Source organism: Nonomuraea purpurea, from assembly GCF_042650645.1.
GTDB classification, from domain to species: Bacteria; Actinomycetota; Actinomycetes; order Streptosporangiales; family Streptosporangiaceae; genus Nonomuraea; species Nonomuraea purpurea.
On record NZ_JBHSBI010000019.1, the window covers coordinates 60,551 to 82,198 of the forward strand.

At 70.9% G+C, this 21,648-nt stretch carries 28 protein-coding genes; 13 read left to right on the forward strand and 15 right to left on the reverse strand.

Features of this window, described 5'->3' with window-relative positions; all coding sequences use genetic code 11:
- Window positions 1-3: 3 nt before the first annotated feature.
- The 7 genes from ACFOY2_RS32740 to ACFOY2_RS32770 all read right to left on the reverse strand — a co-directional run bounded on the left by ACFOY2_RS32740 (window position 4) and on the right by ACFOY2_RS32770 (window position 5,597).
- On the reverse strand, window positions 4-675 hold the full coding sequence (locus ACFOY2_RS32740) for a response regulator (RefSeq protein WP_379531968.1): 672 nt from the start codon (window positions 673-675) through the stop codon (window positions 4-6).
- Window positions 672-1,814, reverse strand: coding sequence for a sensor histidine kinase (locus ACFOY2_RS32745; RefSeq protein WP_379531969.1), 1,143 nt, complete (start codon window positions 1,812-1,814; stop codon window positions 672-674). The genes ACFOY2_RS32740 and ACFOY2_RS32745 overlap by 4 nt, the downstream gene beginning before the upstream one ends.
- Window positions 1,763-2,347, reverse strand: coding sequence for a hypothetical protein (locus tag ACFOY2_RS32750; RefSeq protein WP_379531970.1), 585 nt, complete (start codon window positions 2,345-2,347; stop codon window positions 1,763-1,765). The genes ACFOY2_RS32745 and ACFOY2_RS32750 overlap by 52 nt, the downstream gene beginning before the upstream one ends.
- The gene (locus tag ACFOY2_RS32755; RefSeq protein ID WP_379531971.1) at window positions 2,344-3,387 is read right to left on the reverse strand and encodes a hypothetical protein; all 1,044 of its coding nucleotides are present in this window, start codon (window positions 3,385-3,387) and stop codon (window positions 2,344-2,346) included. Before ACFOY2_RS32755 ends, ACFOY2_RS32750 begins: the two co-directional genes overlap by 4 nt.
- A 78-nt stretch (window positions 3,388-3,465) precedes the next feature.
- On the reverse strand, window positions 3,466-3,858 hold the full coding sequence (locus tag ACFOY2_RS32760) for a hypothetical protein (protein ID WP_379531972.1): 393 nt from the start codon (window positions 3,856-3,858) through the stop codon (window positions 3,466-3,468).
- A complete protein-coding gene (locus ACFOY2_RS32765; protein WP_379531973.1) occupies window positions 3,855-5,186 on the reverse strand; it encodes a hypothetical protein in 1,332 nt (443 codons plus the stop codon). Before ACFOY2_RS32765 ends, ACFOY2_RS32760 begins: the two co-directional genes overlap by 4 nt.
- 72 nt (window positions 5,187-5,258) lie before the next feature.
- On the reverse strand, window positions 5,259-5,597 hold the full coding sequence (locus tag ACFOY2_RS32770) for a hypothetical protein (RefSeq protein WP_379531974.1): 339 nt from the start codon (window positions 5,595-5,597) through the stop codon (window positions 5,259-5,261).
- 297 nt (window positions 5,598-5,894) lie between these two features.
- Here ACFOY2_RS32770 and ACFOY2_RS32775 point away from each other — a divergent pair, with 297 nt between their 5' ends.
- Window positions 5,895-6,959 carry a cellulose-binding domain-containing protein gene (locus ACFOY2_RS32775; protein WP_379531975.1) on the forward strand — a complete coding sequence of 355 codons (1,065 nt, stop codon included), beginning with the start codon at window positions 5,895-5,897 and terminating at the stop codon, window positions 6,957-6,959.
- A 43-nt stretch (window positions 6,960-7,002) separates the two neighbouring features.
- Here ACFOY2_RS32775 and ACFOY2_RS32780 read toward each other — a convergent pair whose 3' ends face one another.
- The gene (locus ACFOY2_RS32780) at window positions 7,003-7,140 is read right to left on the reverse strand and encodes a hypothetical protein (protein WP_379531976.1); all 138 of its coding nucleotides are present in this window, start codon (window positions 7,138-7,140) and stop codon (window positions 7,003-7,005) included.
- A 141-nt stretch (window positions 7,141-7,281) separates the two neighbouring features.
- Between ACFOY2_RS32780 and ACFOY2_RS32785 the strand changes: the two genes are divergently transcribed.
- Window positions 7,282-7,647, forward strand: a complete 366-nt coding sequence (locus ACFOY2_RS32785) for an iron chaperone (protein ID WP_379531977.1) — start codon at window positions 7,282-7,284, stop codon at window positions 7,645-7,647.
- A gap of 5 nt (window positions 7,648-7,652) precedes the next feature.
- On the opposite strand, the gene ACFOY2_RS32790 is transcribed toward ACFOY2_RS32785, so the two are convergent.
- Window positions 7,653-9,029, reverse strand: coding sequence for a DHA2 family efflux MFS transporter permease subunit (locus ACFOY2_RS32790; protein WP_379531978.1), 1,377 nt, complete (start codon window positions 9,027-9,029; stop codon window positions 7,653-7,655).
- Window positions 9,013-9,891 (reverse strand): nuclear transport factor 2 family protein, encoded by an 879-nt coding sequence (locus ACFOY2_RS32795; RefSeq protein ID WP_379531979.1) that lies wholly within the window; start codon window positions 9,889-9,891, stop codon window positions 9,013-9,015. Before ACFOY2_RS32795 ends, ACFOY2_RS32790 begins: the two co-directional genes overlap by 17 nt.
- 117 nt (window positions 9,892-10,008) lie before the next feature.
- On the opposite strand from ACFOY2_RS32795, the gene pip reads away from it, so the two are divergent.
- Together pip and ACFOY2_RS32805 are read left to right on the forward strand one after the other, a co-directional pair.
- The gene (gene pip / locus ACFOY2_RS32800; RefSeq protein WP_379532089.1) at window positions 10,009-10,959 is read left to right on the forward strand and encodes a prolyl aminopeptidase; all 951 of its coding nucleotides are present in this window, start codon (window positions 10,009-10,011) and stop codon (window positions 10,957-10,959) included.
- Between the two features lie 529 nt (window positions 10,960-11,488).
- Window positions 11,489-12,430, forward strand: a complete 942-nt coding sequence (locus ACFOY2_RS32805) for a hypothetical protein (protein ID WP_379531980.1) — start codon at window positions 11,489-11,491, stop codon at window positions 12,428-12,430.
- Window positions 12,431-12,499: 69 nt separating this feature from the next.
- On the opposite strand, the gene ACFOY2_RS32810 is transcribed toward ACFOY2_RS32805, so the two are convergent.
- Entirely contained in the window at window positions 12,500-12,742 is a 243-nt protein-coding gene (locus ACFOY2_RS32810) for a hypothetical protein (protein ID WP_379531981.1), read from the reverse strand.
- On the reverse strand, window positions 12,732-13,499 hold the full coding sequence (locus tag ACFOY2_RS32815) for an alpha/beta fold hydrolase (protein WP_449290151.1): 768 nt from the start codon (window positions 13,497-13,499) through the stop codon (window positions 12,732-12,734). Before ACFOY2_RS32815 ends, ACFOY2_RS32810 begins: the two co-directional genes overlap by 11 nt.
- A gap of 21 nt (window positions 13,500-13,520) precedes the next feature.
- Between ACFOY2_RS32815 and ACFOY2_RS32820 the strand changes: the two genes are divergently transcribed.
- The 3 genes from ACFOY2_RS32820 to ACFOY2_RS32830 are packed head-to-tail and all read left to right on the forward strand — an operon-like array spanning window position 13,521 to window position 14,889.
- Complete coding sequence (locus ACFOY2_RS32820) at window positions 13,521-13,739, forward strand: hypothetical protein (protein WP_379532097.1); 219 nt, start codon at window positions 13,521-13,523, stop codon at window positions 13,737-13,739.
- Between the two features lie 56 nt (window positions 13,740-13,795).
- Complete coding sequence (locus ACFOY2_RS32825; RefSeq protein WP_379531983.1) at window positions 13,796-13,945, forward strand: hypothetical protein; 150 nt, start codon at window positions 13,796-13,798, stop codon at window positions 13,943-13,945.
- 59 nt (window positions 13,946-14,004) lie between these two features.
- The gene (locus ACFOY2_RS32830) at window positions 14,005-14,889 is read left to right on the forward strand and encodes an aminoglycoside phosphotransferase family protein (protein ID WP_379532090.1); all 885 of its coding nucleotides are present in this window, start codon (window positions 14,005-14,007) and stop codon (window positions 14,887-14,889) included.
- A gap of 8 nt (window positions 14,890-14,897) precedes the next feature.
- On the opposite strand, the gene ACFOY2_RS32835 is transcribed toward ACFOY2_RS32830, so the two are convergent.
- Together ACFOY2_RS32835 and ACFOY2_RS32840 are read right to left on the reverse strand one after the other, a co-directional pair.
- Window positions 14,898-16,298 carry a tetratricopeptide repeat protein gene (locus ACFOY2_RS32835; protein ID WP_379531984.1) on the reverse strand — a complete coding sequence of 467 codons (1,401 nt, stop codon included), beginning with the start codon at window positions 16,296-16,298 and terminating at the stop codon, window positions 14,898-14,900.
- 65 nt (window positions 16,299-16,363) lie between these two features.
- Complete coding sequence (locus tag ACFOY2_RS32840; RefSeq protein ID WP_379531985.1) at window positions 16,364-16,936, reverse strand: TetR/AcrR family transcriptional regulator; 573 nt, start codon at window positions 16,934-16,936, stop codon at window positions 16,364-16,366.
- Between the two features lie 67 nt (window positions 16,937-17,003).
- Here ACFOY2_RS32840 and ACFOY2_RS32845 point away from each other — a divergent pair, with 67 nt between their 5' ends.
- From ACFOY2_RS32845 to ACFOY2_RS32865, 5 genes are read left to right on the forward strand one after another with little or no spacing between them, the layout of a single operon-like run.
- A complete protein-coding gene (locus ACFOY2_RS32845) occupies window positions 17,004-17,501 on the forward strand; it encodes an FBP domain-containing protein (protein WP_379531986.1) in 498 nt (165 codons plus the stop codon).
- 41 nt (window positions 17,502-17,542) lie between these two features.
- On the forward strand, window positions 17,543-18,181 hold the full coding sequence (locus tag ACFOY2_RS32850; protein WP_379531987.1) for a TetR/AcrR family transcriptional regulator: 639 nt from the start codon (window positions 17,543-17,545) through the stop codon (window positions 18,179-18,181).
- Window positions 18,182-18,183: 2 nt separating this feature from the next.
- Window positions 18,184-18,483, forward strand: coding sequence for a DUF6204 family protein (locus tag ACFOY2_RS32855; protein WP_379531988.1), 300 nt, complete (start codon window positions 18,184-18,186; stop codon window positions 18,481-18,483).
- 35 nt (window positions 18,484-18,518) lie between these two features.
- On the forward strand, window positions 18,519-19,082 hold the full coding sequence (locus ACFOY2_RS32860; RefSeq protein ID WP_379531989.1) for a helix-turn-helix domain-containing protein: 564 nt from the start codon (window positions 18,519-18,521) through the stop codon (window positions 19,080-19,082).
- A gap of 14 nt (window positions 19,083-19,096) precedes the next feature.
- Window positions 19,097-19,639 (forward strand): GNAT family N-acetyltransferase, encoded by a 543-nt coding sequence (locus ACFOY2_RS32865; RefSeq protein WP_379531990.1) that lies wholly within the window; start codon window positions 19,097-19,099, stop codon window positions 19,637-19,639.
- Here ACFOY2_RS32865 and ACFOY2_RS32870 read toward each other — a convergent pair.
- A complete protein-coding gene (locus ACFOY2_RS32870; RefSeq protein ID WP_379531991.1) occupies window positions 19,623-20,495 on the reverse strand; it encodes a MurR/RpiR family transcriptional regulator in 873 nt (290 codons plus the stop codon). The two genes, ACFOY2_RS32865 and ACFOY2_RS32870, sit on opposite strands and share 17 nt — an antisense overlap.
- 65 nt (window positions 20,496-20,560) lie before the next feature.
- Here ACFOY2_RS32870 and thrC point away from each other — a divergent pair, with 65 nt between their 5' ends.
- Complete coding sequence (gene thrC, locus ACFOY2_RS32875; protein WP_379531992.1) at window positions 20,561-21,625, forward strand: threonine synthase; 1,065 nt, start codon at window positions 20,561-20,563, stop codon at window positions 21,623-21,625.
- The last annotated feature ends 23 nt before the right edge of the window (window positions 21,626-21,648 follow it).

Here is a 21,648-nt window from a genome sequence, read left to right on the forward strand (position 1 = left end):
GGATCACCCCAGGCGGGGCCCGCGCAGGCGGGACCAGGAGATCAGCACGTGGACGCGGTCGGGCAGGTCGAGCTTGGTCAAGATGCTCGAGACGTGCACCTTGACGGTGTAGCGGCTGATGAAGAGCCGGTGCGCGATCTCGTCGTTCGACAGGCCCTGGGCGATGAGCTCGCACACCTGGCGTTCGCGCTCGGTGAGCCGGTCGGCCGCCGCCTGCAGCGCCCGGTCCTCCTCGGTGGGCAGCAGGGGCTGCAGCGCCTCGATCATCCGCGTGGTCGCCTCGGGCGCCAGCACCGAGTGGCCGGCCGCCACGATCCTGATGCCGTCGCGGATGCGCTCCCCGGGCGCGTCCTTGAGCAGGAACCCGCTGGCCCCGGCCTGCAGCCCGGCGTAGACGTAGCTGTCGAGGTCGAAGGTCGTCAGGATCAGCACCCGGGTCGGCCCTCCGGCGTTGCGCTCGACGATGCGGCGGGTCGCCTCGATGCCGTCCATCCCGGGCAGCCGGATGTCCATCAGCACCACGTCCGGCCGGTGCTCGGCCACCGCGGCCACCGCCGCGGCGCCGTCGCCGACCGCGCCCACCACGGTCAGGTCGTCGGCCGCTCCCACCAGGCGCACCAGCGCCTCCCGGAGAAGTTGCTCGTCGTCGCAGATCAGGACCCGGATGCCGGTCACGACATGCTCCGCAGCGGCAGCGTGGCGCAGACCTCGAACCTGCCCGAGCCGCTGGTCACCGTCACCGAGCCGCCCAGCAGCTCGACACGTTCCCGCATGCCGATCAGCCCCACCCCGGCCCCCTTGGCGATCGTTCCCGCTTGGCCGCGCACCGGGTTGGTGACGCGGACGGTCAGGCGGCCGGGCTCGTAGACCAGCAGCACCCGGACGTCGACGGGCCCGGCGTGCTTGGCGACGTTGGTCAGCGCCTCCTGCACGACGCGGTAGGCCGCCTGCTCGATGCTGGCGTCCACCTGCCGTACGGCGCCTTGACGCTCAAGGCGCACCTGCGGCCCGCCCGGCGGCGTGGCCGCCACCAGGTCGTCCAGTTGCTGCAGTTTCGGCGGCGGCGCCAGCGGGTTGTGCCCGGGCGGCGCCTCCCGCAGCACGCCGAGCAGCCGCCGCAGTTCGGCCAGCGACTGCCTGCCGGTGTGGGCCACGCGGCGCAGTGTCTCCTCCATGTCGTCACGGGTGTCGGCCGCCGCCTCGGCGTCGAGCACCATCGTGGTCACCGAGTGGTTGAGAATGTCGTGCAGTTCCCTGGCCAGCAGCGCGCGCTCACGCTCGGCCGCCCGCCGTTCGAGGTCCGCGCGTTCGGCCTCGAGCCGCCGCGAACGCTCCTGCAGCTCATGGATGCGGTCGCGCTGCCGCCCGTCCACCCGCCCCACCGCCCAGAATCCGACGAACAGCAGCGCGAGCGCCGAGTAGACCGCCACCACCCGCATCGGTTCGCCGATGGACGACAACGTCAGCGGCAGCCCGGCCAGCAGCAGCACCAGCACCGAAACGACGCCGATCATGCGCCGGTCCCCCCGGCCCCACGCCCCCAGCCGGGACGCGGCGACCAGGGGAGCCACCAGGACCGGCGTCGCCATCAGGGCCAGCGCCAGCTCAAGGGCGACGACGACGCCGAGCGCGGTCAGCGGCAACCGGCGCGACCACATCAGCGTGAGGGACTGCGCGCAGGCCAGCGCCAGCACGACGCCATCGCCGCCGCGCCCGATCAGCCAGCAGACCAGCGGCGGAAGGACGGCCAGCACGCCATCGCTCAGCCACTCCAGGTGGGCATGGTGCTTCGCCGGAGCCGCCGGCTGCGCCACCAGCCATGGGCCACCAGCAGCGCCACCGGCGCCCAGGGCGTCAGCGCGACCGTCCAGCTCAGCGCGAGTGGCGGCCCCGGCTGCTCGATCGCCTGGATCGGCAGCACCCCCGTCGAGGTCCCGCCCGGTCCCTCCACGGCGAACTCGAAGCGCCATGTGCCCTCCTCCGGCAGCGAGACGACGTCCAGCCCCCACACCTGACGCGCTCTCGGGTGCCGCGGCAGCACGATGCTGTCGCCGCGCCGCTGCAGGACGATGCCCTTGAGCCCCCGCCGGTCGCCGGACGGTGAGACGGTCGTGACCAAGCCGGTGCGCCCCTCGATGCCGCCGGTGGGTTCGAAGGCGAAGTCGAGCGACTGCAGCGCGTGGATCGGCCACTCAGTGAACGATACGGTGATCGCGGACTGGTCGCTCATGCGCACGGTCTCGGTGTGCACGATCTCACCGGGGAGGGGTGGCGCGGCCATGGCCGGGCCCGCGCCGGCCAGCACCACCGCTCCCGCCGCGAGCACCGCGGTGATGAGGCGCCTCATGCGGGCACCGCCGCGGGTGCGCGCAGGCCGAAGCGGCGCAGCATGGCCGCGCACTGCCAGCCCAGCGAGCCCATGGCCGCCCCGAGGGCGGCCGCCGCCAGCAGCGTGGCGGGCAGGTTCATCTCCATCAGCCCCAAAACGCCGTAGAAAAGCGCGGCGTTGACGCCGGCCAGCGCGCCGACCGCCGGTGCGATCCACAGCGGGCTCACGCCTCGCCGTACGGCCCAGGCCACCACCCCTGCGACCAGCAGCGCGATCAGCGGGAAGGTGACGGGGAACCCGACCAGCACCTGCGGCAGGCCGGAGGCGTAGTCGCGTACCGGCTGGTCGATCGTCTCGGCGTACCAGCGGGTGGCGGCCGGCGTGAACAAGGCGAGCCCGCCCTGCACGAGCACGAACGTCAGCCCGGCCGCGGCCGGCCAATGCCAGCGCCGGGTGAGCCCGACGATGAGGCTCAGCATGAGCGCGCCTGTCGCACCGAGCCCGAGCACGCGTGGCGCCACGCCGGGCAGCCAGTCGAAGATCAGCTCGGACAGCATGCCGAACGCCGACGTCGACCCGAGGGTGGCCAGACCGATCGCCAGCGCCAGGCCCCACCTCTCGGAGCGGGTGCGCCGCAGCACGGCGAACGCCATGACCATGGCGAAGATCTCCACCTGGATCGACAGGCCGAGCCCGAAGTGCGAGGGCGTCGTCCCGGCGGCGATGTCGAACCCGTACAGGTCGTGCCACCACAGGTCCGAGCCCGCGTACAGCAGGTTGCCCGACGCGCCGAGCCCGCCCACCAGGAACGGCCAGGGTGCCCGGAACGTACGGAACACCGTCACCGACGGGGTCTCGGTCGCCGGCCCGCGCGCCCAGGTCGACAGCAGCACCACGGACAGGCAGGTCAGTCCGATGATGCCGGTGCCCGCGTACAGCAGCAGGTGGGGCGCGGTCCAGAAGCTGTCGGGCCCGACGTCGCCGTGCCACTGGCCGTCCCAGACCATGCCGACCAGCAGCGTGGCGTAGCCGAACATCAGGAACCAGGCGCCGGTCACCTCCCTTCTGGGTACCTCACGATCCGGCGGAGCCGTGTCCGCGTTCGTTGATGGTCGTGTCGCCATGAAGGCCTCTCCTCACTCTCCGACCAATGTGTTGACCTTGATGACCTCGGTGCCCGAGGCTCCCTGCACGCGGACGCTGATCTCCCAGACGCCCGCCATCGTGAACAGCTCGCCGCGTGCCACGTAACGCCCCGCGCCATCGCGCCGCGCCGGTATCTCCGGGGTGGTGTGGCCCATGTGGGGCATCACCGCGAACAGCGACACCTGCGCGGGGGAGGCCGGCTCGATCTCGACGCTCGCCTCCACCGGGCCGGTGCCCGGATCGAGAGCGACGACGACCGCGTAGTGCGTGCCCCTGGCTGACAGCTCCACGGGGCCCGGCCCGTCGCCGCCGCGCAGGATCCAGACGATCCCGGCCACGAGCAGCAGGATCGGCAGGGCGACGAACATGATGCGCCGCGTCACGGCTCGTCCCCTACCTCGATGGTGTAGGGCACCGTGACGATCTCGTAGTTCTTGGCGTACTGGATCCAGGCCAGGTACCGGCCAGGGCGGGGAAAGCTGAAGGTGAACTCCAGCCTGGGCCCGTAGCGGGCGACCGACTCGTCCGGCACGCGCTGCGAACCGGTGACCATCGAGCTACCTTCGTGCACGTGGCCGAGGTAGCCGCCGTCCTGGCTGCGCACGATCAGGTGACCGGCCATGCCGAGCCACGGCTGCAGGCCGTTCACGCCGGTGTCGAGCGTGACGCGCACGGGTCGCCCGGCCACCGGCCGCGCCGGCTCGGTGACCGGGACGCTTCCCGAGGCCGCGATGGCGTGGACGCCGTCCGACGCCCGGCCGCCCACCGTGAACTCGCCCGTGACCTGTTGCCCGCCCGCGTCGGCGCGCTCGAACTCGGCGTACACCCGGTGCCGCCCTTCCTCCTGCGCGAGCAGCCGCACCTCGTACGTGCCGGGCGCCGTGCGGATCGGGTGCACGTGACGGAAGTACGAGCCGTTCTGGCTGGTCACCACGACGTGCGACAGCGCGGCATGATGCTCGACCAGGTCGTCCACCGGGCGGCCCGTCGAGCCGTCGAACAACTCCATCCGCAACCGGAACTCCGACCCCGGCCGGGGCCTGTCAGGCAGGACCTCGATCATCGGTTGCGCGTTCGGCCGTCCGAGCATCGCATCCGGCGGCGGCTCGGGCGGCGCCCCCTCGGGCGCCGTCGGCGCGAACCACGGGGAGAGCACTCCCGCCGTGAACGCCACCACCATCGCCACCACGACCGCGCCCGCGAACCCCGCCGCGGCCGTCCGCCTGGACAGGACCGCGCAGGCCAGGGCGCCGATCAGCGCCACCGCCGCGCAGGCGAAGGCCGCGTACGCGACCACCTCCCACAGCGGCGTGCGCGACACCAGCACGGCGAGCGGCAGCACCGAGCGCTCCCCGCCCGCGCCGACCTCCAGCTCGTGCGGGCCCACCCGATCCACAGCAAGCATCACCGGGTACATCCCGGGCCTGCCCGCCTCGACGCGTACCGAGCCGGAGGAGGAGCCACCGCCCTCGACGGACCTGATCGCCAGATCGATCCGGCCGCCCCGGCCGGGCGCGTGCGCGACCACGTCCACCTGCAGCGGAGCGGGCACCCGTAAGCTCGCCCGGACCACGACGGTGATCTCCATACCGCCGATCGTCTGGGCGAAGCGCACATCGGTCTCCCCGCTGCGCCCGTGCGCCGCCGCGGGTCCCGCCCAGGCGAACAGGGCCACCAGCGCGAGGAGGGCCGCGATCACACTTCTGAACACACGCCAGAGCGTAGAAACCGGCCACGGCCCGGCACATCACGCGCGGGCACTGAACTGCCTAGTTCCCGGGAACTACCTTCGGGGAATCGGGCCGGCGGCGAACGGGGCGCCCGCCATCTGGCGCAGGGTCTGGGCGACGTGGTGGGCGTGGTGGGCGTGGGGTTCGGGGCGGCGGCCGGCCAGGATCGCGTCTGCCAGGGCGTACAGGCACGGCGGTCTGAGGAGGGTGCGCGTCGCCGGGTCCTGCAGGTGAACGTGGACCCACCGTCCTGTCCGCGGGTCCTGCGCGCCCAGCCGGGGGATCAGCCGCCCGGTCGGCACCGATCCGACGTCCCCTGCGCTCGTCAGCTCGGCGACCGAGTCGAGCGCATCGTCGCCACGACCAGATGGATTGCCGGGCTGGTACGTCACTGTGTGCTCCCTCCCATGCGCGTACCTGTGCAAGGGACGATGCCACATTCTTCATCTCCCTACTGCCGGGGCCCACCCCAGGCCACGCCCGCGACACCGGGAGGTCAGGAGCTTCCGGGGCGAGTGTCGCAGCGCCGTTCGTCGCCCAGAGCGTGAAACTTTCAGCTTCCCAAAAGCGTTTTCCCACGCCCGCGCCGACTGCCGCCGGTGCTTGTTGACATGGCTGCCACGGGTGCGCACCGTACTCATTGTTAAGGTTAACATTTTTCGTTTCGCGAGGTCGACGGAGGATGCCGGATGCACCTACGAGGACTACGCAAAGGCCTCATCGCCGTGGCCTTGACCGCCTGCCTGGTCGGCGCCGCGGCGGTGAGCACGATCACGGCGCACGCCGCCTCGGCCGGCTGTCAGGTCACCTACGCCGTGGGCTCGCAGTGGGCCGGTGGCTTCAGCGCCAACGTCGCGATCAAGAACCTCGGTGACCCGCTCGGGAGCTGGAGGCTGCGCTGGACCTTCGGCGCCGGGCAGACGGTCAGCCAGGCATGGAACGCCGTCGTGGCGCAGAACAGCGGCGCGGTGACCGCTTCCAACGTGAGCTGGAACGGCTCCCTGCCGACAGGCGGCAGCGCCTCGTTCGGATTCAACGGCGCATGGAACAACTCCAGCAATCCGGTGCCGACGAGTTTCACGCTCAACGACGTCGCCTGCACCGGCAGCACGACCCCGACCCCGACCCCGACCGTGACCCCGACCACGCCGCCGACGTCGGGCCCGCCGCCGTCGCGTACCGTGCGGGTCTACTGGCTCAAGCCGGCGGACGTGGCCTATGACCAGCGCTACCCGGACGGCATCACGAAGGTCGTGCAGGAGGCGCAGCGCTTCTTCAAGCAGGAGCTGGGCAAGACCTTCACGCTGAACAACCCGGTCGTCGAGGTCGTCAACGGCGATCAGCCGCGAACCTGGTACGAGAACACGCCGAACTGCGGTGACAAGTACTGGTGGTCGGTGTGCAACATGCAGGCCGAGCTGCGCCGTAAGTTCGGCCTCGGCGCACCGGACAGCCGCTGGATCAACGTCGGCGAGATCAGCGCGGAAGGCGACGGCGCCGGTGGTGGCGGCGGCAACGGGTGGGTGATCCTCAGCGGTCACGACGCCGACGGCGCCGCGGGCGTCAACGGGCCGATGAACCGGTGGTACGGCGGCATGGTGCACGAGCTGGGGCACGCGTTCGGCCTGCCCGACGCCTCCTCCACCGACGGGACGTGCATGTCGGCGTCGCTCTACTCCTACCCGAACTGTCATTTCAGCCAGACGCAGAAGAACAACATGCTCAACGGCCCTTACGGCAGCTTCCTGTCGTGATCGGCGCCTGGGCGGCGCGACCTGCCGGTCGCGCCGCCCAGGATCAGGGCTCGGCCGTCGAGAAAAGCCAGGTCGAGCCGGAGGAGACGTCGGCGATCACGTCGATCGCCACGATCCTGCCGCGCGAGACGGTGACCCCGATGACCGCGATCGGCCGCCCGCCCGCGGCACCGTGGACCACCACGGAAAGGTCCGGACGTGCTGTGCCGAGGCAGACTTCGAACGGCGGGTGGAGGCGGGACGAAGGCAGGCAGGCCCTGACGACGACCGGGCCGCGTTCGAACGGTTGATCGACATCCCGTCGAGCCGGTAGCCTCTCCGCATGGTGCACAGCACGGCGGACGACGTCGACGACTACCTGGCCGAGGTGCCGGCCCGGCGTCAGCAGGCCCTGGTCAGGCTGCGGCGGATGTGCCGCGCCGAGCTCCAGGGGTTCACCGAGGTCATGGCGTACGGGATGCCCACCTACCAGCGCGACGGCGCGGCCGAGATCGCCTTCGCGAGCCAGAAGCAGTACATCTCCTTCTACCTGATGCGCAGTGACATCCGTGAGATGTTCCGTGAGCGGCTGGCCGGACAGGACATGGGCAAGGGTTGTTTGCGCTTCCGCACGGCCGAGACGATCGATTTCGACCTGGTACGCGATCTGCTGCGGGCCACCGCGTCCGGGCCGGGCACGATCTGCTGACCGCGTTACGCCGGGCGCTCACGGGTGGCGCCCGGCAGCAGTGCCGCCGGAACGACGGCCGCCAGCGCGAAGGCGAACGCCCACCAGAACGCGCCGCGGAACCCGGCGGGCCACTGCAGGGCAGTCGCCAGGACCGCGGTGCCGAACGCCCCGCCGACCTGCTGCACGATCCGGGTCGCGCTGCTGGCGTGCGGCACCTGCGCCGGCGTCAGCCCCTGGTAGGCCCCGGCCATGACGGCGATCGTCACCGCCGACAGCCCGGCCCCGAAGACCGCCGAGGCGATGCCGAGTGGCACCAGTGCGGTGCCGGGGCCGGCCTGGGCGAAGACGAGCATGCCCGCCGAGGCGAACAGCACGCCCGCCAGCACCACCGGCCGCGGGCCGAGCCGGTCGGTGAGCCTGCCGACGGCCTGGCGTACCGCGAGGCTCCCGATGCCCTGGGGCACGAGCAGCAGCCCGGTCTGCACCACGGTGAACCCGCGTACCTGCTGGTAGTAGAGGGGTAGCAGCATCATCACGCCGAACAGCGACAACCCGGACAGGAACAGCAGCAGTCCGGCGGCGGCGAAGGAGCGTACCCGGAACAGCCGCAGATCCAGCGCCGGCTCCGCGCGGGTGCGCAGCGCGTGGACGGCGAAGGCGGCCACCAGCACCGTGCCCACGGCCAGGGGCACGAGCACGGCGGGGGAGGTGAACCCGTCCGGGGTTCCGGTCTGCGACAGTCCGTACAGCAGGGCGGCCAGCCCGGGTGAGACCAGGGCCAGTCCGAGCGCGTCCAGCGGCGCGGGACGGTCGTCGCCGGAACGCTCGGGCAACCCGCGCCAGGCCAGCACGAGCGCGATGAGGGTCAGCGGGACGTTGATGAAGAAGACCACCCGCCAGCTCGTGTGAGCCACGATGAGACCGCCGAGCACGGGCCCGGCGATCGGCACGAGCACGGCGGGCAGCCCCACCGTGGCCATCGCGCGGCCGAGCCGCTCGGGTCCGGCGACCCGCACCAGCAGGGTCTGCAGGACCGGCATCAGCAGTCCGCCGCCGACGCCCTGCAGCACGCGGAAGGCGATCAGGGCCGTGACGTCCCAGGCGGCGCCGGCCAGTACGGAACCGGCCAGGAACACCACCAGGCAGGCCAGCCACAACGACCTGGCGCCGAACCTGGCCAGCGCCCACCCGGTGAAGGGAATCATCATGGCCAGCGCCAGCAGGTAGGCCGTGTTGACCCACTGGATGCTCGCCGGCGACGCGTTCAGGTCGCCGGCCAGGTTGTCGAGGGCGACGTTGACGACGGTGGTGTCCAGCCAGACCGGCAGCAGCCCGGCGATGAGCACCCAGCCCAGGCGGCGCAGCGCCGGGTCGGCGCGGGCCTCACTCGCCGTGGGCAAGGCCCGGCACCTCCCGCAGCAGTTCGGCGCCGGCCAGGGGGTTGCCGTAGTCGCGCGAGTGCACGATGAGCCCGTCCCGCACGGTGATGATCATGACGTACGTGAGGGAGAACGGCTTGCCGGTGGCCGTGACGGAGCCGTGCAGGGTGTACTCGGCGACCACGACGTCCGGGTCGGCCGTCTCCATGACGTTGATCGCCTCGGCGCGGTCGAACCGCCACATTCCCGCGGTCGCCTCCAGCCGGGCACGCAGGTGCTCGCGGCCGGCCGAGCGGGTGGGCACCCCCGGCGGGGCGAAGGGGATCTCGATGACGGCGTCCTGCGCGTACAACTCGACGAGGGCGTCGTGGTCGTTGGCCACTGAGGCGTCGATCATTCGTGCGACGACCTGCGCGGCGTCCCCTCGTCCTGTGGCGGCGAGCATGGCGCCCAGTTGGGGCAGCATGCCGACGGCCTGGGCGGCGTCGAGGGCGTTGGGGTAGTCGAGGTAGGAGATCACGGCGCCGTCGCGTACCCGGATGACTCCGAGCGAGGAGGCGAACCGGAAGGGCGCGCCGCCGGCGCGCACGCTTCCCGAGGGTTCGAACTCGACGACGGCCACCTCGGGGTCGGCGCTCTCGTAGACGGTGGCGTGGACGTCGTCGAAGCTGAGCGACTGCGCGATGCCGCCCGAGGTGTCCTGCTTCATGTGCTCGCGGATGGCCTCGGCGCCCTCGAACCGGCGCGGCTGCCCCGGCATGCCGAAGCGCAGTTCGTAGACGGCGTCGTCGGCGAAGACGCTGGTGAAGGCGTCGGCGTCCATGCTCTGCAGGGCTCGGCGCAGGTGTTCGATGACGTCGTGAATGGAGGTGGAGGTGGACATGGTGGGCTCCTGAGAAAATCGGAACGTGCGCCCCGCTTGGGGCTGAACCGACGATACGGAACGCACGCCCCGGTTGTCTACCCGGGCCGTTTCGGTGGTCTACTTGATCGCATGGAGCTGAAGGACTTCTATCCGCCGATCGAGCCGTACGACTCAGGTCTGCTCGACGTCGGGGACGGCAACGAGATCTACTGGGAGACCTGCGGAAACCCCGACGGCAAGCCGGCGCTCTTCCTGCACGGCGGACCAGGCGGGGGCATCCTGCCCGGCTTCCGCCGCTTCTTCGACCCGGCCGCGTACCGGATCGTGCTGTTCGACCAGCGCAACTGCGGCGCCAGCCGGCCGAGCGCCGCCGACCCCGGTGTGTCGCTGGCACGCAACACCACCGCGCACCTGGTGGCCGACATGGAACGGCTGCGCGAGCACCTCTCCGTCGAGCGCTGGCTGGTCTTCGGCGGAAGCTGGGGCAGCACCCTCGCGCTCTCCTACGCCCAGGCCTACCCCGGCCGCGTCACCGAACTCGTGCTCCGCGGCGTCTACCTCGTCCGCCCCTCCGACGAGACCTGGACGTTCACCCCCACCGGCGCGGCCCGCCTCTTCCCCGCCGAGTGGGCCGCCTTCCGCGACGCGATCCCGGCCGCCGAGCACTGCGACCTGGTCGCCGCCTACGGCCGCCGCATCGCCGACCCCGACCCCGCGCTCCACCTTCCGGCGGCCCGGGCCTGGATGGGCTGGGAGTTCTCGGCCAACACCCTGCTGCCCGTCGATCCGCCGGAGCTCGACGACGCCGCCATCCTCCTGTTCGCCCGCATCACCCACCACTACATCAGCAACGGCGGCTTTCTCCCCAAGGAGGGCCTGCTGGCCGGGGTCGACCGCATTCGGCACATCCCCGCTGTGATCGTCAACGGCCGTTACGACATGAAGACGCCGCCCGATGCGGCCTGGGATCTGCACCAGGCCTGGCCCGAGGCCGAGTTCCATGTCGTCGAGGACGCGGGTCACGGCGGTTCAGAACCCGGAACCCGCCATCACCTGATCGACGCCACCGACCGCTTCCGCTTCTAGCGATCGCCACCCGCGATTGCTGGTTGTGTGGCGGTTTCCCTTTTCGTGGGGGTGCGGCTGCTCCGTGCCCCTTTCTGGGCGAGAACGGACGTGCCATAGGCAAAGTCTTCGGCAAGGCGGTCAGGGCAGGAACCGTGCATGTACGACATGCCATCCGGATCTGCTCGATGACCAGGCGCTCCTTCGCTTTTCCGCGCCCAGCCCCCACGCCCGGCTAAACGGATTTAACCTCCTAAGTCCAGAAACGCGGATATGCGCGGTTAGGTCTGCGTTCGGCGAGGTTTTCACCGACACCGGTGAGACTTTTCCGGCCTGTGGGTAACAACCGGACGATCAAGTTCGAATGCGCGGGGGAAAGATGAATTCCACGATTTACACAACAGCCCGGAAACGGTTCCGATCGCGGCTGCTGGCCGCGGGATGCGCCGCCGGTCTGGCCGCCGGCCTCGTGAGCGCGACATCCGGTACGGCACACGCGACGACCATCTCCGTGCCGTGCACGGGACCGACCGGCGGCGCGGCAGGGTTGGTGAACGCCATCACCATGGCCAACAACACCCCGGAGGCCGACACGATCAACCTGGCGCCGTTCTGCACCTACACCCTCGACACCGTCGACAACACGACGAACGGGCCGACCGGGCTGCCGCCTGTCACCACTCCGATCACGATCAACGCCAGCAGCGCGACGATCCGCCGCAACCCGCTCGCCGGGACGCCGGTCTTCCGTATCTTCCTGGTCTCCGAGACCGGCGATCTCACGCTCAACGCCGTCACGCTACGCGGAGGCCAGGCGGCGACGGGAGGCGCCATCGCCGCCTTCGGCGGCACGCTGGCGGTGAACAACAGCCTCCTGCGCGGCAACACCGCCACCGACCAGGCCCAGGGTGCGACCGCCGCCGGCGGCGGAATCGCCGGCTCGAACGCGTCCCTGACCGTCCGGACCAGCACCATCACCGACAACACCGCGACCGGCGGATCATCCGGTGTCGGCGGGGGCGTCGCCGCCGTCGGCGGCTCCCTCACCCTCACGGCGAGCATCGTGCGCAACAACACCGTCACGGGCGGAAACGATGGACAGGGCGGCGGCGTGTGGGCCGCGTTCGGCAGCACCCTGACCGTCTCCGGGGGCACTATCGGCGGCAACACCGTCAAAGCTCCCATCGCTCTTGGCGGCGGGATCGTCGCCGCGGTGGGCGGGGCGGCGCAGATCAGCACCGCCACGGTTTCGGCCAACGTGGCGAACGGAACCACCGCCACCGGTCAGGCGCAGGGCGGCGGCATCTTCAACAGCGAGTCGATGACGCTGCGCAACAGCAGCATCGTCGCCAACACCGCACGGGCGGCCGCGGGCGGCACGGCCAGCGGCGACGGCGTCTTCAACACCGGCACGCTGACCCGGATCTTCACGCCGATCCTGGCCAACACGCCCAGCAACTGCATCAACAGCGACATGGGCACGGGCTGCTGACCGACGGCCGAACCGCTCCTGGCCGGACGGAACTCCCCGGCCAGGAGCCACATCCGACGCGGATGGGAATCAATTCAGCTCTTCCATCCACGACTGAATATCCTCCATGCAGTGGAGATAGCTGCCTGGTTCGACTTCCAGATCGGCGCCGGCGATCGCCTTCAGAACCTCCCAGGCGACCAGGTCGGTCTTTCTCTCGTATTCCAGGTCGAGCATTTTCCGCTCGGCCCACGAGGCGACGTCTTCACGAGTGCGACGGCCTTCGATGATGTCGTTGATCGCGTTGCGTAATACCTCACGCTCAGGTTCCACGCTGCCCCCTTCCGGCTGAAGATCCTACGAGGAAATCGCGGACGAGCGCGATGACGTCGTCAAGGGCGCTTTCCAGCAGGAAGTGGCCGCCGTCCAGAAGGTGGATCCGCGCGTCCGGCAGATCGTCGGCGAAGGCCCGGGCGCCGGCGGGCGTGAAGATCTCATCGCCCTTCCCCCAGACCGCCAGCAGCGGCGGCCGGTGGGCGCGCAGGTACTCGTGCAGGCGCGGATAGAGCGGCAGGTTCGTGGCATAGTCGAGGAACAGGTCGAGCTGGATGCGGTCGTTGCCAGGGCGGGAGACCAGCGCGTGGTCGTGGTGCCAGGTCTCGGGGCTGATGAGAGTCGGGTCGGGGACGCCGGTGAGGTACTGCCACTTGATGGCGTCCAGGGTGAGGGCCTGGCGGACGGCCTTCTCGGTCTGCGGGGTCTGCTCGCGCCGGTAGTCCCAGACGACCTGCCAGAAGGCGTCCACGAAGCCGGCCTCGTAGGCGTTGCCGTTCTGGGTGATGATCGCGGTGATGGCGCCGGGGTCGTTCAGGGCGAGCCGCCATCCGATCGGGGCGCCGTAGTCCTGGACGTACATGGCGTAGCGGGAGACGCCGAGCTTGTCGAGCAGGGCGGCGGTCAGGCCGGCGAGCGCGTCGAAGGTGTAGTCGAACTGGTCGGCGGGCGGCGCGTCCGACAGGCCGAACCCCAGGTGGTCGGGGGCGATGACGTGGTAGCGGTCGGCCAGCGCCGGTACCAGATGGCGGAACATAAACGAACTGGTCGGAAAGCCATGCAGAAGCACGACGGCGGGCGCGTCGGCCGCTCCTGCCTCGCGGTAGAACAACTGCCGGCCTTGCACGCCCGTGTAACGATGATGGACGGCCACCATGGTCAAACCCCCCGAAGAAACGCTGCCCTCAGCTTCTCGACCATGTCTGAACGGGGCGCCTCAAGTCGGGCCGACACGCCGCTGATCAGGGGCGGCTACGAACTGGTCGACAAGAAATGACGGCGTGGGGATAAAAGATCGAATCTCGAGGAGCTGCCGGGCTACGATCCGTCCCGATGAACGCCAGAAGCAGTGCGCCACCGGCTCCCCGTCTCGCCGACATCCGCTCGCGCCGGCTGCTGGGCGGATTCGCGGCGCTCGACCTGCCGGACAGCGTCGCCGCGGGGCACGCCTACCTCGACCTTGTGGAGAAGACTCTCGGCTGACCTTGCCGAAAACGGGTTGCGGATGGCGAGGGAGGCACGGAACGCTCCCGGAGGTGAAGATGCATGCCAACCAACTGATGGTCTCGCCTGAGACGGTTCGCGCATTGGTCGATGAACAGTTTCCCGAATGGCGAGACCTGCCCGTCAGGAGAGTCGCCGCCCAGGGAACGGTCAACGCCGTCTTCCGTGTCGGCGACCGGTTCGCGGCCCGGTTCCCGCTGCAGCCCGGAGACGTCGACACCCTGCGGCGCTTGCTGGAGTCCGAGGCGGAAGCAGCGCGTGAGCTGGTGGGGCGCACCCGCTTTCCCACACCCGAGCCTGTCGCGATCGGCGAGCCAGGGCCGGGCTACCCGTTTCCATGGCTGGCGCAGACGTGGCTGCCCGGCGTCGTGGCCACGGATGAGGATCCGGGCGGGTCGGAAGCGTTCGCGCACGACTTGGCCGACCTGATCGGCGATCTGCGCGCCGTCGACACGCGTGGCCGTACGTTCGCCGGCCATGGCCGAGGAGGGGACCTGACCTCCCATGACGAGTGGATGGAAACCTGTTTCAGCAACAGCGAACGGCTTCTGGACGTTGGACGGCTTCGCCGGATGTGGAAGGGCCTTCGGAGTCTGCCGCGCGATGCGGCCGACGTGATGACGCATGGTGATCTCATTCCCGGCAACGTGCTCGTGTCCGGTGGCCGTCTGGCGGGGATTGTCGACGTCGGCGGTTTCGGCCCCGCCGATCCCGCTCTCGACCTGGTGAGTGTCTGGCATCTGCTCGATGCGGGGCCGCGGCGGGCATTCCGTGAGGATCTCGGGTGTGACGAGGTTGAATGGGAGCGAGGCAAAGCCTGGGCTTTTGTCCAGGCGATGGGGGTCGTCTGGTACTACGTCGAAAGCAACCCGGTCATGAGCCGGATGGGCCGCCGCACCCTGGAACGCATCCTGGCCGGCTGAACCGTGGCTCAGGAACGCGGTGACATCGCTCTGGCTCGTTCGAACCAACCGGCGGCGGCGGCCCGATCGCCCTGCCGCCGCACGAATTCGCCCATCCGGTCGAAACCCGCGGCGGCGACCTGCGGATACAGGTACTCGGCCGGTTCGGCGATCGCCGCGGCGTCTTCGGGAGCGAGTTGTCTGCCGGTCATCCCGATCAGTTGCCTGCCGATGTCGACCGCGACGTCCGCCGGTACGGATGAGCTTCGGTCGATGAGCGATTGCCAGGCCACGCACACCTCCCATGGCTCGGCCACAACCCGCACGACGGCGTTCAGGGAAGCGGTGTCGCCGGCGCTCGCGTACCCGAGCGCCGCATCGATCGCGATCTCGCCCATTTTCTGCGAGCAGAGAGTGCCGCCGGCTCCTTGGAACAGTTCTTTGGCGATGCCGAACGCGCCGTCGTAGAGCGCGAGGGCGAATTCCACCACGTCGGCATCTGTGCCGTACGCCGCGTCCAATGACGCCACCGCCCCGGCTCGATCGCCTTCGCGGAGCAACCGGAACCCGCGCTCACCGGGAGTCTCCAGTCCTGCCTCGGCCCGGGCCCGGGCGACGGCCCTGGGGGCGCCCGCCTGGTTGGCCAGGGTGTAGGCGCGCAGCACCGCCTCGTCCCCGCCGCACGACTGTGTCAGGATGGCGAGTTCCAGAGCGGCACGGGCCTGGTGCGTCCAGGGTGTGCTCGGATCCTCGTGAACCCGCTCGTAGGCCGCCAGCGCCAACTCGACTTCGCCGCGTTCGGCGTGCAATGTGCCGAGCCAGAGCAGCGCCTGGGCCCTGGCAAGCTCGGGACCCGCGTCGGCGGCCCGCCGGTAGGCGTCGGCGGCTCCGTCCAGATCGCCCTGCTGCTCGCGTGACCACCCCAGCTTGAAGAGGGCGTCGTCAGGTTCCTCGCCCGGGGCGAGCGGAGGCGGCCAGGTGAGCCGGACGTCGTCCCCGACCTCGAACGGCGCCAGCCAGCGGCGATCGGTGACCCACAGGTCGTAGTCGCCCTGCACCCAGTGGTTCTCATATGCCCAGCGCTCGCGGTCGCCCAGGTGCTCCTCTTCCCAGTCGGTGCCGTGGTCGCGGTAGAAAGCGGCGATGCGTTCGAGGTCCTGCGCGTCCTCGGGGAGGTTGCGGGCGTTCACCTGCTCGACCCGCTCGACGAAACGCCCTGCGTCGGCTGCGTCGAAAAGCTTCACGACATCGGCCAGTGGCCCGTGCACCTCAGGCCGGCCTCCGGCGGCCTGCCACAGAAAGCGGAAGAAGAACCCCGGCCCCTGGGGGAGCGGCGCGTCCGCTGACAGCGGTTCATCCAGCACGAACACCCGCACCCGCACCCGCCGACCAGCGGTGTCGATGCCGAGAACGCGGACACCTGTGTACATGTGAGCTTTCCCCACTCCTGCCGTGTGACGGCTCTTGACCCAAGCACGACCCGGCCTGACCGGTGTCACGCCGGCGGCCAGTGGGTGAGGAGGACGTCCAGCGCGTCCAGGCTTCTGGACCAGGAGGCGTCCACGTCGCGTGGGTGGCGGGCGAACCGGCCCGCCGTCTCCAGGGAGACGTATCCGTGGAGGACGCTGCCCAGCAGTCGTATCGCGTCCGTCTGGTCGGGGCCGGACAGGTCATAGCCGCGCAGCAGCGCCCGGGTCATCTCCGAGTGGCGCCATGCCGCGCTGGTGGCCGCCGTCTGCGGGTCGAGTTCGATCTGCGCGGCGGCGTAGTACCTGCCGGGGTGCTCCTTGGCGTAGTCGCGGTAGGCGCCTGCGAAGGCCACCAGCGCGTCCTTGCCCGCGCGGCCGGCCAGCGCCTCGGTGACTTTGTCGGCGAGTTCGCCCAGGGCCAGTTCCGCCACCCTGACCCGCAGGTCCTGGATGTCCTTGATGTGGGCGTACAGGGCCGCGGGCTTGACGGCGAACCCGCGTGCCAGCGCCGAGACGGTCACGTTCTGGAAGCCGATTTCGTCGGCCAGGTCCGCCGCCGCCCGGGTCAAGCGTTCGGCCGTCACTCCTGCGCGTGCCATATCCCCACCTTACTTACACCCTTTAAGTATTTGCATACTACCGTTAAGGAGGGCTAGCCTCCGGCTCATGAGACCCGTTACCGAGCGCGACCTGCGCGCCTGCTTCGTCAACTGCTCCAAGGGCGAGGCCAAGCGCCTCAGCCTGCCCAGGGACTTCGCCGAAGGCCCTTGGGACGACCTGGACTTCCTCGGGTGGCGAGATCCGGGGGCACCCAAGCACGCCTACCTGGTGGCCGAACGCGACGGCGCCCTGGTCGGGATCGCGCTGCGGGTGACGTCCAGCGGGTCGCGCGGCTTCACCTCGCGCAGCATGTGCTCGCTGTGCCTGACCACGCACACCGGCGGGGGCGTGGCGCTGATGAGCGCGCGCCGGACCGGCGAGGCCGGTCGCCAGGGCAACTCGGTCGGGCAGTACCTGTGCGTCGACCTCGCGTGCTCCCTGTACGTGCGGGGCAAGAAGGAGGCCCCGGGGGACGGCGTCATCACGGAGTCCCTCACCTTGGAGGAGAAAGTGGTGCGCACCCGGGCCAACCTGTCTGCCTTCGTGGACAAGGTGATCGGCTAGCAAAACTGCAATCGACTTAAAGTTTGCAGTAGACTTCAGAAATGACCGAGGGACTCCGGGAGCGCAAGAAGCGGCAGACCCGGCAGCGCATCTCCGACACCGCGATCGGCCTGTTCGTGGCGCGGGGATTCGACAACGTCACGATCGCCGAGGTCGCGGCGGCTGCCGAGGTGTCGGTGAACACCGTCTACAACTACTTCGAGGCCAAGGAGGACCTCGTGCTGCCGCCCGAGGAAGCCTCGCCGCAGCGGCTGGCCGACATCGTGCGCCGGCGCGCGCCCGGTCAGTCCGCGGCCGGCGCGGTGCTGGCGCAGCTTCGCGAGGAGGTCCGCGAACGTGAGCGCAGGGTGGGGCTGACCGCCGGGTTCGGGCGCTTCCTGGAGATGATGCGGGCCGCGCCCACGCTGACCGCCCGGCTGGAGGACCTCGGCCACCGGATGACCGAGGCGCTGGCCGCCGTGCTGGCCGAGGAGAGCGGCGCGGCCCCGGGCGATCCGCTGCCGCGCGTGGTCGCCTGGCACATCGGCTCGCTGCACGCGCTGACCCTGTCCGAGATCGGCCGCAGGACGGCGGCGGGGGAGCGGCCGGACGCGATCGCCGAGGCCGTGCTGGAGTTGCTGGACGTCGTGGAGAGCCTGCTGGGCGATCGGGTGCTCGCCTACGCCGTACGAGAGGGATGACCATGTTCAGGGTGACGATCAGCGGCAAGTTCAAGGAGCTGGACGAGGCCGGCCGCGCGGCGGTGCTGGCGGCGGGCGGGGCCGCGTTCACCGAGGCCGGGACGTTCACGCACGACGGGAGCGTGTCGGCGTTCACGTTCCGCTGCCAGGTGCCGGCCGGGCCTGAGGACGGCGAGGACGAGGCGGCTCTGGGGGCGATGGCCGCGCTGGAGGCGCACGGGCACGCGCACGAGATCCTGCGGCTCGCGGTGACCGACATGCGGGACATCAAGATCCGCAGAAAGTCCCGCAAACAGGGGTGAATCACCTTTTCCAGATTTGGGATAAAATCCCGAATATGAGAGGGGATGAGCTCGACGTGCGGCTGGCCGACCGGCTGGCGGGGCTGCGGGTGGAGCGGGGCTGGTCGCTGGAGGAGCTGGCCGGCCGGACCGGCATCAGCCGCTCGAGTCTGTCCCGGCTGGAGCGCGGCGAGATCAGCCCGACCGCCGCCCTGCTCAACAAACTCTGCGCCGTCTATGAGCGGACGATGTCGCGGCTGCTGGCCGAGGTGGAGTCCGAGCCGCCGCAGCTCGTCCGCGCTCCCGCGCAGGCGGTGTGGCGTGATGAACAGTCGGGGTTCGTGCGCCGGTCGGTGTCGCCTCCGCATCCGGGGCTGCGGGGCGAACTCGTCGAGGGCAGGCTGCGTCCCGGGGCGGACATCGCCTACGACGTTCCCCCTGTCGCGGGGCTGGAGCAGCACATCTGGGTGCTGGAGGGGGCCGTGGAGATCACCTCCGCCGGGCGCGCCCACACCCTGCGGGCGGGTGACTGCCTGCGCTTCCGGGTGTGGGGGCCGTCCCGTTTTCACTGTCCGGGCCCCGAGCCGGTCCGGTACGCCCTGTTCGTCGTCCTGCCGTGAAGGAGTGTGCGCCCATGGTCGAACGCCTGCCGGCCGCCGAGTTCGCCTCCAGTGTCGGGGAGCTGGCCGCGTTGCTGGTCGACGCCGTGGACGACGGCGCCTCGGTGGGATTCGTGACGCCGTTCGGGCGCAAGGAGGCCGCCGCCTGGTGGCGGGCCCAGGCTCCGGCGGTCGCCGACGGCAGCCACCTGCTCTGGGCCTGCCGCGACGGCTCCGGCATCACCGCCACCGTCAGCCTGGTCCTGACGAGCAAGCCGAACGCCCGCCACCGGGCCGAGATCGCCAAGCTGCTGGTCCGCCGCGACGTCCGGGGCCGGGGCCTGTCACGCGCCCTGCTGGCCGCCGCCGAGCAGGCCGCCCGCGCGGCCGGTGTCGGGCTGCTCACGCTCGACACCGAGACCGGCAGCACCGCCGAACGCGTCTACCTCACCGGCGGCTGGACCCGTTTCGGCATCGTCCCCGGCTACGCCTGCTCCCCGGACGGCACGCCGCGCGACTGCAGCTTCTTCTACAAGCGCCTGGCCGCACCGGGTGAGGCGTTCACAGGGTCTGGGTGAGCGCGTCGAGGTCGGCCAGGCGCCCGGCGGGGGCCAGGCGTGCGGCCGTGGCGACGAGCAGCAGCTCGGTCACGGCGATCTCGTGCGCGAGCGGCGCGATCGGCCCGGCCGCCTCGTGCGGCAGCCTGATCAGCGCCTCGGCCTCGGCGGCCAGCGGCGACATCCAGGCGTCGGTGACGAGCACCAGCCGGGCGCCCCGGACGCGGGCGGCCCGCGCGAAGCGGGCGGTGCCGGGGCAGTAGCGGCGGAAGTCGTAGGCGACGACGAGGTCGGGCGGCCCCAGGTCGAGCAGGGTGCCGGCGCGGGCGGAGGCGGTGTCGGGAACGCGCCGGGCGGCCGGTCGCAGGGCGGCGAGCTGGCGGACGAGGTATTCGGCGGCCAGCTCGCTCAGCGGCCCGCCGAGCGCCCACACCGATCGTGCGGCGGCCAGCAGCGCGGCCACGGTTTCGATCAGCGGTTCGGGGACGGCGGCCAACGTCCCCTCCAGCCCGGCCCGCAGTTCGCCGGCCGCCTGCCGCACCGCCGAGCTCCCGTCCTCTGGTCGCCGGGCCACGGGGTCGTCGCCGGCCGGGAGGTCCGTGCCGGGGGAACGGGTGACGAACTCGTGTAGCCGTGACCGATCGCGCGCCCCGTCCCGGACCGCCGCCTGGAATGCGGCGAACCCGTCGTATCCGAGCCGGTCGAACAGCCGTGAGGCCGTGGGCGGGCTGACTCCTGCGCGTTCGGCCAGCGAGCGCAGGGAGCCCAGCCCCGCGAACGGATAGTCGTCGAGCAGCACCCGTACCACGGCCCGTTCCCCGGGCGGCAGTTCGGGATAGACGGAGCTGAGCCGCGTCACCACCGGATCATCCTGCACGATGACAAATGTTACACCAACAACCGCCATAGATCGATTGAGAAACAAATGTTACGGTCGAGGGCATGACTCCCTGGAATGGTCTGATCAACAGCGGCTACCGCCGCTGGCTGCCGGTCGCCGACGACACCCCCGCGATCTCCCTCAACGAGGGCAACACCCCGCTCCTGCGCTCGGCCCACCTGTCCGAGCGCACGTCCTGCGAGGTGTGGCTGAAGGTCGAGGGCGCCAACCCGACGGGGTCGTTCAAGGACCGGGGCATGACGGTGGCGATCAGCAGGGCGGCCGCATCCGGCGCGCAGGCGGTCATCTGCGCCTCCACCGGCAACACCAGCGCCTCGGCCGCCGCCTACGCCGCCCGCGCCGGCGTGAGGGCCGCCGTGCTCGTCCCCCAGGGCCGCATCGCGCTCGGCAAGCTGTCGCAGGCCGTGCGCTACGGCGCCGAGATCGTCGAGATCGACGGCGGCTTCGACGACTGCCTGCGGGTGGCCCGCGAGCTGGCCGCGCACCATCCGATCGCGCTGGTCAACTCCGTCGGCAACGAGCCGCGCCTGGCGGGCCAGCGGACGGTCGCCTACGAGATCGTGGACGCCCTGGGCCAGGCCCCCGACGTGCACTGCCTGCCGGTCGGCAACGGCGGCAACATCACCGCCACCTGGGCCGGCTACCGCACCTACCGGGAGGCGGGCCTGGCCGAGCGGCTGCCGCGGATGTGGGGCTTCCAGGCGGCCGGCGCGGCCCCGCTCGTCCACGGCGCCCCCGTCGCGAACCCGTCCACGCGCGCCTCGGCGATCCGCGTCGGCAGCCCGGCCACCTGGGACGGCGCCGTCGCGGCCCGCGAGGAGTCCGGCGGGCTGATCGCCGCGGTGAGCGATGAGCAGATCTTCGAGGCCTACCGGCTGCTGGCCCGCCGCGACGGCGTCTTCGCCGAGCCCGCCTCGGCGGCCGGGGTGGCGGGGCTGCTGGATCGGCACGCGCGCGGCGACCTGGAGCCCGGCCTGCGGATCGTGATCACGCTCAGCGGCAACGGGCTCAAGGACCTGGACGCCTCCATGCGCGGCGGCTACACCTCCGCCGAGACCTCCTCCCGCACGGCCGACGTGGCCCGCGCCCTGCGCCTGGCCGCCTGAACGGCGCGGGAAGGTATCGGTCA

What these genes read in the sequence shown, in the direction of transcription:
- ACFOY2_RS32860 (WP_379531989.1), top strand. Translation starts at nt 18,519, where the DNA reads ATGAGAGGGGATGAGCTCGACGTGCGGCTGGCCGACCGGCTGGCGGGG.
- ACFOY2_RS32855 (WP_379531988.1), top strand. Translation starts at nt 18,184, where the DNA reads ATGTTCAGGGTGACGATCAGCGGCAAGTTCAAGGAGCTGGACGAGGCC.
- ACFOY2_RS32850 (WP_379531987.1), top strand. Translation starts at nt 17,543, where the DNA reads ATGACCGAGGGACTCCGGGAGCGCAAGAAGCGGCAGACCCGGCAGCGC.
- ACFOY2_RS32825 (WP_379531983.1), top strand. Translation starts at nt 13,796, where the DNA reads ATGAACGCCAGAAGCAGTGCGCCACCGGCTCCCCGTCTCGCCGACATC.
- ACFOY2_RS32750 (WP_379531970.1), bottom strand. Translation starts at nt 2,347, where the DNA reads ATGAGGCGCCTCATCACCGCGGTGCTCGCGGCGGGAGCGGTGGTGCTG.
- ACFOY2_RS32865 (WP_379531990.1), top strand. Translation starts at nt 19,097, where the DNA reads ATGGTCGAACGCCTGCCGGCCGCCGAGTTCGCCTCCAGTGTCGGGGAG.
- ACFOY2_RS32795 (WP_379531979.1), bottom strand. Translation starts at nt 9,891, where the DNA reads ATGTCCACCTCCACCTCCATTCACGACGTCATCGAACACCTGCGCCGA.
- ACFOY2_RS32845 (WP_379531986.1), top strand. Translation starts at nt 17,004, where the DNA reads ATGAGACCCGTTACCGAGCGCGACCTGCGCGCCTGCTTCGTCAACTGC.
- ACFOY2_RS32815 (WP_449290151.1), bottom strand. Translation starts at nt 13,499, where the DNA reads ATGTTCCGCCATCTGGTACCGGCGCTGGCCGACCGCTACCACGTCATC.
- ACFOY2_RS32820 (WP_379532097.1), top strand. Translation starts at nt 13,521, where the DNA reads ATGCAGAAGCACGACGGCGGGCGCGTCGGCCGCTCCTGCCTCGCGGTA.
- ACFOY2_RS32785 (WP_379531977.1), top strand. Translation starts at nt 7,282, where the DNA reads ATGGTGCACAGCACGGCGGACGACGTCGACGACTACCTGGCCGAGGTG.
- ACFOY2_RS32835 (WP_379531984.1), bottom strand. Translation starts at nt 16,298, where the DNA reads ATGTACACAGGTGTCCGCGTTCTCGGCATCGACACCGCTGGTCGGCGG.
- thrC (WP_379531992.1), top strand. Translation starts at nt 20,561, where the DNA reads ATGACTCCCTGGAATGGTCTGATCAACAGCGGCTACCGCCGCTGGCTG.
- ACFOY2_RS32775 (WP_379531975.1), top strand. Translation starts at nt 5,895, where the DNA reads ATGCACCTACGAGGACTACGCAAAGGCCTCATCGCCGTGGCCTTGACC.
- ACFOY2_RS32840 (WP_379531985.1), bottom strand. Translation starts at nt 16,936, where the DNA reads ATGGCACGCGCAGGAGTGACGGCCGAACGCTTGACCCGGGCGGCGGCG.
- ACFOY2_RS32830 (WP_379532090.1), top strand. Translation starts at nt 14,005, where the DNA reads ATGCATGCCAACCAACTGATGGTCTCGCCTGAGACGGTTCGCGCATTG.